Here is a 14756-nt window from a genome sequence, read left to right as displayed (position 1 = left end):
CGCGGCTCAGTCGTCGGCGCGGCGACCGAACCGGCGCACCGCCACCAGCAGGCACACCCCACCCAGTCCGAGCACCCACGCGAGGGTCTGCAGCACCGGCCACCGCACCGGCCCACCGCTGGACAGGCCGACCAGCGCCTCGGTGGCCACCGAGAACGGGTTGGCCCGCACCACGGGCTGCACCACCGAGGGGAACGCCGACACCGGCACGAACCCCGAGGAGAAGATGAACAGCAGGGTCGCCGGGCCGGTCAGCGACGGCGGCAGCGACTCCTCGTCACCGGGACCGGAGCCCCGCCACAACGCGATCGCCGCCCACAGCACACCGAACAGCGCGATCACCGCGAAGAAGCCGACGACGGCCAGCGGCCCCTCCCGGAACCGGAAACCCAGCAGCATCGCCACGCCAGTGGTGAGCGCTCCGATGCCGACGATGCGCAGCACGTCACCGACGAGCCGACCGGCCAGCAGCGCCCCCGGCGCCACCGGCATGGTGCGCAGCCGGTCGACCAGCCCGCCGCGCAGGTCCCGCAGGAACCCGACGGCGCTCGACGGCGACCCGAACGCGGCGGTGGACAGCACCACCAGCGGGGCCAGCCGCTCCAGGTAGTGCTGCCGGTCGCCGTCACCGACGATCCGGCCGAAGACCGCGTACTGGGTGAGCAGGAGCAGCACCGGGAACGCGAACGAGTAGACCAGCGCGGGCGGCGCCCGGAAGAAACGGCGAAGGTTACGCCCGGCGAACAGCGAGGCCTGCGTGACGGTACTCATCGGCTCCTCCGAAACGAACGTGCCGCGGCCGAGCCGAACAGCAGCCCCAGGACCAGCAACCAGACCAGCGCCGGCCACACCCTCGCGTCAGCGCCCCCGGTGGACAGCGCCCGCAACGCGTCGACCTGCGCGGAGAACGGTGACACCTCGACCACCGGTTGCAGCCAGCCCGGAAACGCGTCGACCGGGACGAAGGCGGTGGAGACCGTGGTGAGCACCAGGTACGGCAGGGTCAGCGCCGAGTACACCTGCTCGGGGTCGCGGGCGCCCAGCCCCAGTGCCGCGCAGCCGGCCGCGAGCACCACCGCGAAGCCGACCGCCAGCAGGACGAAGCCCGCGGCGCGGGCCGCCCCGGCGGTGAACCGGAAACCGACGAGCACCGCGGCGACGAGGATCACCGCCACCGCGACGGCGGCGCGGGCGGCGTCCACCACGAGCCGGGCCGCCGGCACCACTACCGCGCTCATCGGCAGCGTCCGGTACCGGGAGATCAGACCGCTACGGGCGTCCCCGGCGATCAGGTAGCAGGCCGACATGGCGACCAGGGCTGTGGTCTGCACGACGATCGCGGGCGGAAGGAACTGCTCGTAGGCGATCCCGTAGTCGGACATCAGCCGCTGGAAGACCACCATGAAACCGGCGAAGAACGTCAGCGGGAACACGACTGTCAGACCGACCGACCGGCCCGCGCGGGCCTGGCGCAGGTTGCGGGCGGCCAGGACGGCGAACTGCCGCAGCCCGCCGGCCGGCACCGCCGTCGCGGTGCTCACCGGCCGGCCCCCGCCGCGTCCGCCTTCTCGGTGTCGTCGGACCCGGTCAGGGACAGGAACACCTCGTCCAGGGTGGGCCGCCGCACGGTGACGTCGTCGGCCTCCACACCCGCCGACTCCAGCCGCCGCACCACCTCGGTCAGGGTGCCGGAGCCGGCGGCCAGCCGCAGCACGTCCTCGTCCTCGGTCAGCCCCTCGAACGCCGCCCGCAGCTGCGAGGCCGCGACCGCCCGGGCCCGCGGGTCCTCGATGCGCACCTCGCAGACCGCGCCGCCGAGCTGACGCTTGAGCTCGTCGGGGGTGCCCTCGGCGGCGACCCGGCCGTGGTCGATGAGCAGGACCCGCCCGGCCAACTGGTCGGCCTCCTCCAGGTACTGCGTGGTGAGCAGCACGGCCGTGCCGCCGTCACGCAGCTCCCGGACGACCTCCCACAGCGCCCGCCGGCTGCGCGGGTCCAGGCCGGTGGTCGGCTCGTCGAGGATCAGCACGGGCCGGTCGACCACCAGGCTCGCGGCCAGGTCGAGGCGGCGGCGCAGGCCACCGGAGTAGGTGCGTACCGCCTTGCCCGCCACCTCGCCCAGGTCGAAGCGGTCGACCAGCTCGTCCGCGCGGGCGGCGGCCGCCTGCCGGCCCAGCCCGAGCAACCGGCCGAACAGCACCAGGTTCTCCCGGCCGGTCAGCAGCTCGTCGAGGGCCGCGAACTGGCCGGTGACCGCGATGCTGCGGCGCACCTCGGCGCCCTGGGCGACGACGTCGAAGTCGGCGACGCGGGCGGTGCCGGAGTCCGGCTTCAGCAGCGTGGTGAGACAGTGGATCGTGGTGGTCTTGCCGGCGCCGTTGGGCCCGAGCAGGCCGACCACCTCACCCGCGGCCACCTCGAAGCTCACCCCGTCGACAGCCGCCGTCGCGCCGAACGACCGGCGCAGATCGCTGACCTGGATCAACTGTTGTGACATCGCACCACCCTCATGCCAGGAATGCCGGAACCATATCAACGCTTGTCTGTGTAAAGCCAGATACGAGAACGAATACTCATCCGTCGACCGGGCTGCGCCGGGTGCGTAGTCGCTGGCGCGACGAGGCCGCGAACGCGGCGGCGATCCGCTCGACCACCCCCGAGCGGACGCACTCACCCGCGATGCGCACGCTCGACTCGACGTCGACGGCGGTGGCCGTTCCGTGGCAGATCACGCACACACCGCGTACCCCGAGCAGCGCTCCCCCCGGCTCGGCCGCGAGCCCGTCGCGCACCGCGCGGGTCACCCGCCGCCGCCGCTCACGCGCCAGCGCCCCGATGGGCGAGAACGCCCGCACCGCGTCCAGCGCCAGGCCGACGGTGGCGTCCAACGTCCGCTCGTACATCTTCAACGCCACGTCGCCGGTGAACCCGTCGGTCACCGCGACGTCGATGCGGCCTCCGAGCACGTCGTACGCCTCGATCTGACCGCTGTACCCGGGCATCGTGGCCAGCAGGAGGTGCGCGTCGCGCCGGACCGGCCCGCCCTTGACCGCCTCGTGCCCGTTGGACAGCAGACCGATCCGCGGCTCGGCCAGCCCCAACCGTCCCCGCGCGTACTCCGCGCCCAGCACCGCGAACTCGACAAGCCACTCCGGCACGGCCGCCGCCGTAGCGCCGATGTCCAGCAGCACCGTCGGACCGGCGCCCGGCACCGGCAGCACGGTGGCCAGGGCCGGGTTGCTCACCCCCGGCACCCGACCCAGCCGGACGGCGGCCGCGAGCACCGCCGCGCCGGTGTTGCCCGGGGTCACCATGGCGTCCGCCCGGCCCGCCGCCACCTCCCCGGCGGCGACCAGGAGCGAGGAGCGCCGCTTGGCGTACGTCGCGGCCACCGGATCCTCACCCATGCCGACCACGTCCGGGGCGTGCACCAGTCGTACGCCCGCCGGCGCGACACCGCCGGGCAGCAGGTCGCGGATGAGCGCCTGCGGGCCGACCAGCGCGATGTCCACACTGGCCGCCGCGGCCAGCGCGCCGGCGATGACGGGCTCCGGCCCGAGATCCGCGCCGGCGACGTCGACCGCCACCCGCAGCCGCCGCTGCGGTGACGCGCCCCGGCCCGCCATCACCGCACCCCGGCGCCGAGCCGGTCCGCCGTGGCGGATCTGCCGGTCATGCCGTCGGGCTCGTCCGGTGTCGACGGTCCTGCGGGCGCGTCCGTCGCCGGCCCGGCCGGTTCGGTCAGTGGCGAGGTCAGCCAGTGGCGCAGGGCGGTACGGGCCGGCGCCAGCTCGCCCGCGAACGCGACGACCAGATCCCGGTGACCGTGCGGCGGGTCGGCCGGGCGGTCGGGACGCAGGTCGGCGGCGAGCACCTCGACCCGGGCGGCGAGGTCCGCGCCGCGCCAACCCAGCGCGTAGCCCAGCGCCGCCTCGTCCCGGGCGGCGGCCCGCCCGGGCAGGCCGGCGACGGCACGACACTCGGGGTCGATCAGCTCGACGGCGGCGAGCAGCGCCTCGGCCTCGGCGAGGACGCCGGCAGCGGCGAACCGCCAGGCCTGGTCGGCGGCCCACCGCCCGTCGCGGCGGGCCTGCCCGACCAGGTCGACCAGGCGGGTGCACAGCGCGCCGAGCGCGGCCACCGCCGGACGACAGGTGCGCGCGGCGAGCGTCGCGGTGCGGGCCGCCGGCCCCGGCGCGTACGGCCGCAGTCGCAGCCGCGCGGCCCGCACCAGCGGTTGCGGCGTCCCGGAGTACGCCTCGGCCAGCACCGGATAGCCGTCGCCGGAGCGGTCGGAGCCGGCGGCGAAGCGTTCCAACCGCCACTGCAACTGGTCCAGCAGGATGTGGCGGGTGCCGTCGAACACGCCGTAGAGGAGCACGTCACGGACCCGGGCGGCGTACCCGAACTCCTCGACGAGGGCCCGCGCCCCCAGCACCGCGCGGCCCTCGGTGACGGCCTGCTCGGCCAGCTCGCAGCAGGCGTACTTGGCCACCGCGGCGGCGTATGCGGCGGCCGGCCCGAGCGCGTTGATGAGGAAGGTGGCCTTCACGGCGGTCGCCGCGACCAGCACGTCGAGGGCCGCCGCCCGCACGAGGTGTTCGGCTATCGCGCCGAGGTGCACGATCGGTTCGCCGTAGACGTCGCGCTCGCGGGCGTACCCCACGGCCGCAGCGAGCGCCCCGCTGGCGGCGCCGGAGGCGAGTGAGCCGATACCACCGCGCGACAGCGCCAGGGTCAGTTGCAGGATGGTCAGCCCGTCGCCCGGCGTACCGATCGGTTGGGCCGGGGTGCCGGCGAACCGTACGCCGGAGATGTCGGCGGCAACGGCGGGCAGTGTCCGCCACCGGGGCAGGGCCGTCACCGTGTCGTCGCGTGCGGCCAGGAACAGGCCGAAGCGGTCGGTGTCGGCGAGCCGGGCCAGGGTGATCAGCAGGTCGTGCCGGGTGCCGCCGTTGATGAGGTGCTTCTCCCCGGTCAGCCGGTATCCGCCGTCGACCGCGTCGGCGCGGGTGCCGGTGCGGGCCAGGTTGCTGCCGTGCTCCAGCTCGGTGAGCAGCATGGCGGCCGCGCCTCCGCTGCGCAGCACCGCGCCGGCCCGGTCGCGCTGCTGCGGCGTGCCGGCGATGCAGAGCGGCAGCAGGGCCAGCGCGTTGACCCCGAGCGTGATGGCGAGGCTTCCGCTGTGCCGGGCGGCCTGCGCGTTGAGGGCGTTGACGTGCACGGCGGTGGCGCCGGCGGGGTCGTACACGGCGGCGACGCCGATCTCCCGCAGGTCGGCGAGGACGTCGTCCGGTGGGGTGCGACCGGCGTCGGCCGCCGCGAGCCGGCGCGCGGTGTCGGGGTGATCCAGGTGCCGGGCGATGGCCGGCAGCGGGTCGAGCTGGGCCATCGGCAGGGGGCAGAGTCGTTGCCACGCCGACGTCTCGTCCGGTGTCATCCGGCACCTCACCGTAAATACGTGACAGTAGATACGAGATGCATGCTAGCGGTCCCGGCCGGTGGGTTTCACCCCCTGAAGCTCATCCCGCTCGCCACCGGGCTGACTACGCTCGGCCCATGGTGACGGCGGGACTGCTCCTCGCGGCCGGCGCCGGGCGTCGACTCGGCATGCCGAAGGCCCTGCTGCCGTACCGGGGGCGACTGCTGGTGGACCACGCGGCGGCGATCCTCACGGCCGCCGGCTGCCAACCGGTCGTGGTGGTGCTCGGCGCGCAGGCCGACGAGGTGCGCTCCCGGACGCGACTGCCCGGCGTGGTCCTCAACGACGACTGGGCGACGGGCATGGGCTCATCCCTGCGGGCCGGGCTGTCCGCCGTGGCGGCCAGCCCGGCCGTGGCAGTCGTGGTCACCCTGGTCGACATGCCCGGCCTCACCCCCGAGGCGGTACGCCGTGTCGCCCTCGACGCCACCGTCGACTCCCTCGCCGTGGCCACCTATGCGGACGGTAGGCGCGGGCATCCGGTGCTGCTCGGCCGACAGCACTGGGCCGGCGTGGCCGAGGCGGCCACCGGAGACCGGGGCGCGCGGGACTACCTGCGGGCACAGGGCGAGAGGGTACGGCTGGTCCCCTGCGCCGACATCGCCGACGACACCGACGTGGACCTGCCCGAACAGGCGGCCCGCCTCCCCAGCTAGGGTGACGGTGTGCTCAGCGGGGTCAAGGGTCTGTCCCGACACTTCACCGAGGACAGCCTGCGGGAGTATCTGCTGGCGCGGTCGGTCCGCCAGGCCGACGGCTGCCTGATCATCCGCGGCTACGGCTCCCAGCGCGGCGCGTACCAGAAGGTTGCCGGCCGCGCCTGGGCGCACATCGCGGCGTACGCCGTCTTCGTCGGCGGGTACGACCCGCACCTGGAGGTCGACCACCTCTGCCCCGCGCGGGACTGCGTCGAGCCCACCCATCTGCGGCAGGTCAGCCACGCCGACAACTGCCGCACGCGAGCGCAGACGCCGACCTGCCGCAACGGGCACGAACGCGAACTCGACGAGTCGACGGGCCGGTACCGCCGCACGTGCCGCGCCTGCAACCGGGACAGCCAGCGCCGCTGGCGCGAGCGCCAGGCCGCCGAGGTGGCGCAGGCCCGCTCGGCGTACGTCCCGACCTGACCCTGTCCCCCACCGCCTTGCCCGTGTCCGGGGTCTGTTCGCACCGATCTGCCCGAAGGGTCCCAGCTCCACAATGGCTCGGCGCCAGAGCATGAAGGTGACGTGGCCGCAGCGATTGCCGCTCAACCGGATCGTCGAATCAAGCCCTGCCTCGGTGATGACCACTGCGCGAATACGGTCGACCCTTTTGACAGGGAGCCGTTTCCAGCAATCGGACGGTCACTACGCAGCCCTTGAGCAACCGAGGGAGGACGATCGGTACACCGCTCGAGGGTCCCATGCGAACGCTGGTTCTTGAGCCGGTGGCCTTGGTCACCAGCAGCTTTGACCAGCGGTTTCCGTATCAGCGACAGCGGTTGACCCCTCGTAGCCATCACGGTGGCGACCCTCGCGGTCGACCGCGAGCACCGCGTTTTCGGCGTGCTCGATGAGCAACATCGCCGTCTCGGCTGCTCGTAACCAGCGCTCCGCGGTTCGAACCCGAGGGCAGCACCAAGAAGCGGTACTCTTGGCGGTCGTGGATGCGTCCACGAAGTGCGGGCGGTGTAGGCAACTTCGGCCGACAGAGTCCTTCCTCAGTGCGACCGGTTGCTCGCTGCTTTCCTGTCAGTCTTGCCGTGAGTACACCCGTCGGGTAAACCAGGCCAGCAGAGACGCGCGTCCAGGATCCAATCGAGCAATGAATCTCTGGTCCAAATACCGGATCACCGAGATCTTCTACGACGAACTCAGGTCACAGCAGGGGTATCGGTGCGCCATCTGCGGCATCCATGAGGATGAGATCCCGGCGACGCTAGCCGGCCGACCCCGCAAGGACGGCAGGCCTTCGGCGCAGGCGTTCCGCTTGGTGGTGGATCACTGTCACGGCACCAGCACCGTTCGTGGTCTGCTTTGTGGCGGGTGCAACTCGGCGCTCGGGCACTTCCGGGACAACAGAGAGGCACTGCGTCGCGCCATCGACTACCTGGCGTCGGAGCCGCTAACCGAACCTCCCCGAGAGGGCGTCTAGCCTCGCCTCCGTCAGCCACAATCCGCACCGCCAACTGCCCAGGTCCGGGGCCTCGGTGACCTGCACGACGAGCTGATAGTCGAGGGCTTCGTCGACCGGGTCTGCCTGCTCGTGGGGCCGAGTGCTGGGGACATGCCGTCGAGCTGGGCGATCGCGCTGATAAATCGGTCCGGGTCCATGGGCAAATGGCTGGCGGGCGCCCAACAGGACACCCGTCCGTGCTGCACTGGCTGACTACACCATCCTAAACCTTTACGCACAGGAACTGTCATTATGGTGCGAGCACGGTATGCCCTTTTTGTGGGGGTGAATTAACGGATTATCGTTACCGGTAAACCATAAATAAGCGCCGACCGGTCCGCTGCTCGCTCCTCTACGCTCAGGAGCCGACGACGCCAAGACGCGATGGAGGGGCCTTGGGCTTGCGATTCGAGCATCGCGACACCGATGCGGACGCGGGCATCGTCGACCGTGTGTGGCGTACGCGCAGCGGTGCCGTCGACACGATGACGTCGACGGCGCGCACGTGCAGCCACCTGATCATTACGCGGACGCAGGGGCGTGTCCTCGCCAGTCTGCGCGGACCGGAGACACGGGCGACGACCGCGCCGGTTCCGCCGGACGCCGAGTTCCTCGGGATCCGACTCACGCTCGGCGCCGTCCTTCGGCCGCATCCCGCGGCCTCGATCGTCGACGGTTACGTGCCCTTCCCGGCGACGGACTCGGGTCGGGTGGTCATCGGCGGCGAGGACTGGGAAGCGCCGACGTACGACAACATCGAGCAGTTCGTCCGGTGCCTGCGCGACGCAGGGCTGCTGGTGCCGTCGCCTTTGCAGAGTGAACAGCCCGATGGTCACCGGTCAACGCGGACCCTCCAGCGGCAGCACCGCGCGATCACCGGCCTGTCGCGGACCGCCGTGACCCAGATCGACCGTGCGAGTGCCGCGGCTACCATGCTGCGCGACGGTCTCGACTGGTGCGCGGTCGTCGAGGCGCTGGGGTACTTCGACCAGGCTCACCTGGCACATGCGCTGCGGCGCTACGTCGGGCGCACCGCGCGAGGCCTGCGGGCGAGCGGCGACGCGACGATGTCGTTCCTGTACAAGACCGGCTCGCGGCCGGGCAGCTAGCCTCCGTCTGCCGTCACCCCGGCGGCTGTCCCCGACCGGAATGCGGAGGAGAACCGTGCTTCTCAGTGTCAACGTCTTCGTCAGCCTCGACGGAGTCATGCAGGGGCCGGGAGCTCCCGACGAGGACCGCTCGGGCGGCTTCGACCGTGGCGGCTGGCTCGTCCCCCATGCATCCACGCACACCAACGAGGTCGTCGAGGGCTGGTTCCGTGCGGCCGACGCGTTCCTCTTCGGCCGCACGAGCTACGGCCTGCTCGGCGGGTACTGGCCGAAGGTCACCGAACCCGGCAACCTGATCGCCACCAAACTGAACAGTCTGCCGAAGTACGTCGTCAGCGAGACGCTGACCGACGAGGAGGCCCATTGGAGTCCGACGACGATCCTGCGCACCGGCATCGTCGACGCCGTGCGCCGGCTCAAGGAGCTTCCGGGAGGCGAGCTCCAGGTCCACGGCAGTTGGAGGCTCGTGCAGTCGCTGCACCAGGCCGGACTTGTCGACCTCTACCGGTTGCTGCAGTACCCGGTCGTCGTCGGAACCGGGAAACGCCTGTTCCCGGACGGATCGGCGCCCGCGACGTTCGCGGCCTCTGACCAGAGCGCGCGCGTGCTGCCCGGCGGCGTTGTCTCACTGACCCTGACGCCCACGGCCCTCGGCGTGATCTCCGCGGGCACGTACACCGTGGACGACGGGCGCTCGACGCCAGTCCTGGACTGACGCCGAGCGCCCGACCCCGCCGCCGCGTGGCGCGACGCCGGTCTTCCGCCAGAGTCGGCGACCCTAGTCGGCGGGCCCGCCGAACCAGCGCGACAGGTGGTCGTCCAGGTCCTGCTGGTCGTCGCCGATCCAGGCGACGTGACCGTCGGGGCGCATCAGCAGTGCCGGAACGTCCAGGTCCGCGGTCGGGTCCGCGAGGTGGTCGACCCGGTCCGACCAGGCGCCCACGCTGAGGCGTTCGGTGCGGTCCAGCAGCAGGCCACGGCCCCGGTGCAGGTGGGCGTAGAGGTTGCCGTGCCGCAGCTGGACGTCGCGCAGGCGGCGGCCGAGCAGGTCGGGGCCGTCGCCGATGTCGTAGCGGATCGCGACCCCGGTGATCTTGTCGAGGAGATGGCGGTTCACCTCGTCGAAGTCCATGAGTTCGGTGAGCAGCCGGCGTACGGCCCGCGCGCCCGGTTCGCTGGACAGCAGCTCGGTCTGGGCGCGGGTGTTGTCCAGCACGTCCGCGGCGACCGGATGACGTTCGGCGTGATAGCTGTCCAGCAGTGTGTCCGGCGCCCAGCCACGGACCTGCGCGGCCAGCTTCCAGCCGAGGTTGACCGCGTCCTGGACGCCCAGGTTGAGGCCCTGCCCGCCGATGGGAGGGTGGATGTGGGCGGCGTCGCCGGCCAGCAGCACCCGCCCGACCCGATACCGCTCGACCAGCCGGGTGGCGTCGCCGAAGCGGGACATCCAGCGCGGGGAGTGCACGCCGAAATCGGTTCCGGCCACGGCCCGCAGTTGGTGTCTGAAGTCCTCAAGCGTGGGCGGTTGCGCACGGTCGCTGACGCCCGCAGCGGGGACCACGACACTGTAGACGCCGACACCCACGGGACGGACCCAGAATCGGTGCTGGGTCTCGCGGATCGTGGCCACCGCGGCGGCGATCTCCTCGGACGGCACACCCACTTCCATCTCGCCCATCAGCGTGTCGTTTCGCGCGGGCTCGCCGGGGAAACCGACGCCCAGGAGTTTGCGCACCGCGCTGCGCGCGCCGTCACAACCGACGAGGTAGCGCGTCCGCAGCTGTTGCCCGTCGGACAGCTCGACTGTCACACAGTCGTCGTCCTGCGCGAGACCGGTGACCGCCCGGCCGCGCCGGACCTGCACGCCCAGGGCGATCGCGTGTTCTTCGAGCAGACGTTCGATGACCGGCTGCCGGATGCCCAGCAGATAGGCGTACGCGGAGTCCAGCCCGGTGGGTGCGGGTTTGTTGATGGCGGCGAAGAAGCCGGCGGCCGGACGCTTGCGCCCATGGTCGAGCAGCCGGGAAAGCAGGCCGCGCATCGCCATCAGCTCGAGGCTGCGGATGTGCAGGCCGACGATACGGACGGCCGACGGCGGTTCGGTCTCCTTCTCCAGGACGAGGACCCGCACGTCGTGCAGGCGCAGTTCGGCGGCGAGCATGGCACCTGTCGGCCCGCAGCCGACGATGATCACATCGAAGATGCCAGTGGTGGGTTCGGCGGTGACGCAGGAGGGCACAGAAATGGCCTTTCGGGAGTGCCTTGTGGTGAGAGGCGCTCCCGGCGACGTCTACGTCAGTCGCCCAACCGTGACGGCAGGGGGAGCACCCACATCGAACGAGCGTTCATGGGTCTCACCTCCTCGGGCGGTGTCGCGGTCACCTGCAAGCTACAAGCCGTACCTGACCGCGTCCAGTTCTTTGAACCGCGTCGCCCGCTTGACCCTCGACCCGGTCGAGGCCCGAGCATCGGCGACGTGAACGACCAGCCGACACCCGATCCGACCATGACCCGCATCATCGAGGCGGTGCAGCTCGGCCATACCGGCGCACCCGTCCAGGCCCGTGAGCTGCTCACCGCGCTGTGGGACGAGATCGGCCGCGCCGGTGACGCCCTGCACCGTTGCACCCTGGCCCACCACCTCGCCGACCTGCAGGACACCCTCGATGCGGAGCTGAGGTGGGACGAACGGGCCCTGGCCGCGGTGTCCGCGCTGACCGACGAACGCGTCAAGCGGCACCTGCCCTCGCTCCAGGTGCAGGCGTTCCTGCCGTCGCTGTACCTCAACCTCGCCGACTGCCACCGGCGGCTGGGCAATCCCGGCCCGGCCCGGGAGTACCTGGCCCGAGCCCGCGAACACCTGGCACCGTTACCGGACGACCCGTACGGCGAGAGCATCCGCGCCGCTGTCCGTGACTTCGTGGCGGACGACCCGACCGATCGCCGGCGACGCTAGCCGCCCACCGGCGGTGCGCAGGAAGGCCGCCGAGTGGGTCACTGTTCCCGGCGCAGCATGGCCATCCGGTACGCCTGGGGTGAACGTCCGTAGCGGGCACGAAAGAGCCGGCTGAAGTGGGCCTTGTCGGTGAATCCCCAGCGTGCGGCGATGACGTGGACCGGGTGCCGCAGGTGCAGCGGGTTGCCGAGATCCCGCCGGCACCGCTCCAGACGCTTGGCGCGGATGAGCTCGGCGGCAGTCGTCGCCTCCGCTTCGAACAGGCGGTGCAGCGATCGCAGCGAGATGTGGTGGGCGGCGGCGACGCTCCGCGGGTTGAGCTCGGCGCTGCCCAGATGGCGGTCGATGAAGTCCACGACGCGGGCACGCAACGCGGTGTGCCGGGTCTCCGGCGAGAGGGTGTCCTCGGTGTCGAGGTGCTGAGCGAGGGTGGCGGCGAGCAGGTCCAGCGCCACGCCGCCCAGCATCTCGGCCTGCGCTGCCTCGTACTGCTCCGGATGCGCCGCGATGCTCCGCAGATGGTGGACCAACAGCCCGGCGACGCCGAGGTGCGACGGCACCGGCGTGGCCTGCAGACGGCGCAGCCGATCCTGCGGCAACGGCAGCGCCGAGTAGGGGATCTGCACGGTGATCGTCGTGGCGAGACCGGGGCCGTCCGTATGGTGCCGGGCGATGTACGGGCGCGCGGTGTCCAGCAGGGTGAACTGGCTGGCGGCGACGAGCGTGGTCTCGGTGCGGTCCTGGACCAGGGTGCTGCGACCCGTCAGTGGCAGCGTGAGCTGGTAGATGTCCGCCTCCGCTTGGCGGACCAGCCCCGCGGGCCGGCTGGCGTTCAGCGAGGGGTACCGCAGCGAGGTCAACCTGATGCGGCCGAGGTCGATGGCCTGGGCGTACGCGACGAAGTCGTCCAGCCGTGCGCTGGTGATGTGTACGGGCACCGTCTCCTGGGCGACCAGGGCGTACCAGAACTCGAACCGGTCCGCCGGCGGCAGTATGGTCGTGTCTACCACCAGGTTGGGCAACATGGTGACCGCCTCCCCCCGATCGCGAGGATGGATTCTTGCACGCATCGACCCTTCACGGGGTTGGCCGCCGGGGCCACGATTGTCCGCGGTGACCGGCGCCGACCTGCGCGAGGCGGCCGACGAGATGACGCGGGCGCTGGCGCCGCACCGCGACCGGGACTGGTCGGTGCCCGCGGGCACGCTGACGTGGAGCTGCTGGACCACCGCGGCGCACATTGCGCATGACCTGCTCGCGTACGCCGGTCAGGTCACCGGCCTCGCCCAGGACAGCTACCTGCCGTACGACCTGCGGGTCTCCCCCACCGCGGACCCGGCGCGGGTGCTCCACGTGGCGCGCGCCTGCGCGGAGCTGCTCGCCGTCGCCGTCGACGCCGCCGCACCGGACGCGCGGGCCTGGCACTTCGGCCCCTGCGACCCGGCCGGCTTCGCCGCGATGGGGGTGGCCGAGACGTTGCTGCACACCTACGACATCACCGTCGGCCTCGGTGTGTCGTGGCAGCCGTCGCCGCGACTGTGCGCGCTGGTGCTGCGGCGCCTCTTTCCGGACGCCCCGGCCGGCGTCGCGCCCGACGTGCTGCTGTGGCTGACCGGTCGCGGTGAGCTGCCCGGGCACGCGCGGCGCACGTCCTGGGTCTGGCGCGCGGCGCTGGACTGATCCGTTCTCAGCCCCGACGGCGCCAGCGCAGCCACCAGCTCCGGCGGGCCCGGCGGGGCGGCGCGGTGGCCGGGTCGGTGGCGGCCACCGGGTCGGTGCCGGTGGCCGTTGCCTTGGGTCGGGCGCGCTCGGCACGCCAGCGACGCACGACCTCGTCGGCGTTCACCGGCCGCACGGCCACCCGGGGCCCTTCGGGGTTGCGCAGCCAGGCGACGATCTGCGTGTTGAGCTGCCCCACGAAGTCCCGCACGGACTGCTCGGTGGGCAGGCCACGGACCTCGTCGGGGACCTGCTCGATGCGCCGACGCAGTTGCAGCGGGGTGGGCAGCAGCAGGTCGCTGGGCAGCTTCTCGCGCTCCAGGAAACTCTTGATCCACCACGACTCGTCGTACGCGGTTCCGCGCCCGGGGATCGGCTTGCCCATGCCGGGCAGGTTGTCGAACTCGCCGCGTTGCACGGCTCCCCGGATCTGCGCCTCCACGGCCGCGTCCCACGCCTCGGTCACCCTGCGGCACCTCCCCTGGCCACCGTAACGCGCCGCCTCCGGCCGGCGACACACGTCCACAGGTCAGCGCGTTCACGCGGGTGGTCATTCCCGGGAGGCGGTTTGCGCCCGCGTGACCGGTTCGCAGGCCACCATCGGTCGGGTGGTCCTGGGCCGCGCTCGTCGGTCGGTCTAGGTTCTGCTTCAGGCGACGGCGAACGGGGGCAACGTCATGATCGGCACTGGTGCGCTGGTGGGTATCGCCCTGGTGGCGCTGGGGCTGGTGCTCACGCCCGGCCCGAACATGGTCTACCTGGTCTCCCGCTCGGTCGCGCAGGGCCGCCGCGCCGGGCTGATCTCGCTGCTCGGGGTGGCGGCCGGGTTCGGCGTCTACCTGGCCACCGCGGTCGCCGGCCTGGCCGCCGTGTTCGTCCTGGTCCCGACGCTGTACGCGGTGGTGAAGCTGGCCGGCGCCGGCTACCTGCTGTGGCTGGCGTGGCGCACGCTGCGCCCGGGCGGCGGGTCGCCGTTCACGCCCGCGCCGCTGCCACCGGACCCGCCGCGACGGCTGTTCACCATGGGCCTGGTCACCAACCTGCTCAACCCGAAGATCGCCATCCTGTACGTGTCGCTGCTGCCCCAGTTCGTCGACCCGGCGCGGGGGCACCTGGCCGCGCAGAGCCTCCTGCTGGGCCTGACCCAGATCACGGTCGCGCTGAGCGTCAACGCGCTGATCGTGCTCAGCGCCGGTACCCTCGCCGGGTTCTTCGCCCGCCGGCCGATGTGGCTGCGGGTGCAGCGCTGGGTGACCGGCACGGCCCTGGCCGCGCTGGCCGTGCGCATCGCCACCGACCGTTCCCGCGCCGCGGTCGCCACACCCTGATCCGG

At 72.2% G+C, this 14756-nt stretch carries 16 protein-coding genes; 8 read left to right on the top strand and 8 right to left on the bottom strand.

Going from position 1 to position 14756, the window contains the following annotated elements; translation table 11 throughout:
- Nucleotides 1–6: 6 nt before the first annotated feature.
- The 5 genes from ACLQ27_RS01565 to ACLQ27_RS01545 all read right to left on the bottom strand — a co-directional run bounded on the left by ACLQ27_RS01565 (nucleotide 7) and on the right by ACLQ27_RS01545 (nucleotide 5440).
- Complete coding sequence (locus ACLQ27_RS01565) at nucleotides 7–771, bottom strand: ABC transporter permease (RefSeq protein ID WP_425865367.1); 765 nt, start codon at nucleotides 769–771, stop codon at nucleotides 7–9.
- Complete coding sequence (locus tag ACLQ27_RS01560) at nucleotides 768–1541, bottom strand: ABC transporter permease (RefSeq protein ID WP_425865366.1); 774 nt, start codon at nucleotides 1539–1541, stop codon at nucleotides 768–770. The genes ACLQ27_RS01565 and ACLQ27_RS01560 overlap by 4 nt, the downstream gene beginning before the upstream one ends.
- On the bottom strand, nucleotides 1538–2497 hold the full coding sequence (locus tag ACLQ27_RS01555; RefSeq protein ID WP_357575491.1) for an ATP-binding cassette domain-containing protein: 960 nt from the start codon (nucleotides 2495–2497) through the stop codon (nucleotides 1538–1540). Before ACLQ27_RS01555 ends, ACLQ27_RS01560 begins: the two co-directional genes overlap by 4 nt.
- 76 nt (nucleotides 2498–2573) lie before the next feature.
- On the bottom strand, nucleotides 2574–3626 hold the full coding sequence (locus ACLQ27_RS01550; protein WP_357575490.1) for a phosphate acyltransferase PlsX: 1053 nt from the start codon (nucleotides 3624–3626) through the stop codon (nucleotides 2574–2576).
- Nucleotides 3626–5440: an acyl-CoA dehydrogenase family protein gene (locus ACLQ27_RS01545; protein WP_425865365.1), complete on the bottom strand. Its 1815-nt coding sequence runs from the start codon at nucleotides 5438–5440 to the stop codon at nucleotides 3626–3628. The genes ACLQ27_RS01550 and ACLQ27_RS01545 overlap by 1 nt, the downstream gene beginning before the upstream one ends.
- 119 nt (nucleotides 5441–5559) lie before the next feature.
- On the opposite strand from ACLQ27_RS01545, the gene ACLQ27_RS01540 reads away from it, so the two are divergent.
- The 5 genes from ACLQ27_RS01540 (at nucleotide 5560) to ACLQ27_RS01520 (ending at nucleotide 9463) form a co-directional block, all read left to right on the top strand.
- Nucleotides 5560–6138, top strand: a complete 579-nt coding sequence (locus tag ACLQ27_RS01540; protein WP_357575488.1) for a nucleotidyltransferase family protein — start codon at nucleotides 5560–5562, stop codon at nucleotides 6136–6138.
- A 9-nt stretch (nucleotides 6139–6147) separates the two neighbouring features.
- Nucleotides 6148–6609, top strand: a complete 462-nt coding sequence (locus ACLQ27_RS01535) for an HNH endonuclease (RefSeq protein WP_425865364.1) — start codon at nucleotides 6148–6150, stop codon at nucleotides 6607–6609.
- 679 nt (nucleotides 6610–7288) lie between these two features.
- A complete protein-coding gene (locus ACLQ27_RS01530; RefSeq protein WP_425865363.1) occupies nucleotides 7289–7618 on the top strand; it encodes an endonuclease VII domain-containing protein in 330 nt (109 codons plus the stop codon).
- Between the two features lie 422 nt (nucleotides 7619–8040).
- Nucleotides 8041–8748, top strand: a complete 708-nt coding sequence (locus ACLQ27_RS01525) for an AraC family transcriptional regulator (RefSeq protein ID WP_425865362.1) — start codon at nucleotides 8041–8043, stop codon at nucleotides 8746–8748.
- Nucleotides 8749–8803: 55 nt separating this feature from the next.
- Nucleotides 8804–9463, top strand: coding sequence for a dihydrofolate reductase family protein (locus tag ACLQ27_RS01520; protein ID WP_357575484.1), 660 nt, complete (start codon nucleotides 8804–8806; stop codon nucleotides 9461–9463).
- A gap of 63 nt (nucleotides 9464–9526) precedes the next feature.
- Here ACLQ27_RS01520 and rox read toward each other — a convergent pair whose 3' ends face one another.
- Nucleotides 9527–10951, bottom strand: coding sequence for a rifampin monooxygenase (rox, locus tag ACLQ27_RS01515; protein ID WP_357490624.1), 1425 nt, complete (start codon nucleotides 10949–10951; stop codon nucleotides 9527–9529).
- Between the two features lie 303 nt (nucleotides 10952–11254).
- Between rox and ACLQ27_RS01510 the strand changes: the two genes are divergently transcribed.
- A complete protein-coding gene (locus tag ACLQ27_RS01510; protein WP_425865928.1) occupies nucleotides 11255–11704 on the top strand; it encodes a hypothetical protein in 450 nt (149 codons plus the stop codon).
- A gap of 38 nt (nucleotides 11705–11742) precedes the next feature.
- On the opposite strand, the gene ACLQ27_RS01505 is transcribed toward ACLQ27_RS01510, so the two are convergent.
- Complete coding sequence (locus ACLQ27_RS01505; protein ID WP_357575483.1) at nucleotides 11743–12729, bottom strand: helix-turn-helix domain-containing protein; 987 nt, start codon at nucleotides 12727–12729, stop codon at nucleotides 11743–11745.
- 88 nt (nucleotides 12730–12817) lie between these two features.
- On the opposite strand from ACLQ27_RS01505, the gene ACLQ27_RS01500 reads away from it, so the two are divergent.
- A complete protein-coding gene (locus ACLQ27_RS01500; protein ID WP_357575482.1) occupies nucleotides 12818–13384 on the top strand; it encodes a maleylpyruvate isomerase N-terminal domain-containing protein in 567 nt (188 codons plus the stop codon).
- A 7-nt stretch (nucleotides 13385–13391) separates the two neighbouring features.
- Here the strand turns inward: ACLQ27_RS01500 and ACLQ27_RS01495 are convergent, their stop codons facing one another.
- On the bottom strand, nucleotides 13392–13889 hold the full coding sequence (locus tag ACLQ27_RS01495; RefSeq protein ID WP_357575481.1) for a DUF1992 domain-containing protein: 498 nt from the start codon (nucleotides 13887–13889) through the stop codon (nucleotides 13392–13394).
- 211 nt (nucleotides 13890–14100) lie between these two features.
- On the opposite strand from ACLQ27_RS01495, the gene ACLQ27_RS01490 reads away from it, so the two are divergent.
- Nucleotides 14101–14751, top strand: coding sequence for a LysE family translocator (locus ACLQ27_RS01490; protein WP_357575480.1), 651 nt, complete (start codon nucleotides 14101–14103; stop codon nucleotides 14749–14751).
- Nucleotides 14752–14756: the final 5 nt, after the last annotated feature.

It is taken from the genome of Micromonospora sp. DT63, from assembly GCF_049841615.1.
Classification (GTDB): domain Bacteria; phylum Actinomycetota; class Actinomycetes; order Mycobacteriales; family Micromonosporaceae; genus Micromonospora.
Note: the sequence above shows the minus strand (reverse complement) of the source record. Positions and strands in the feature narration are given on the sequence as shown.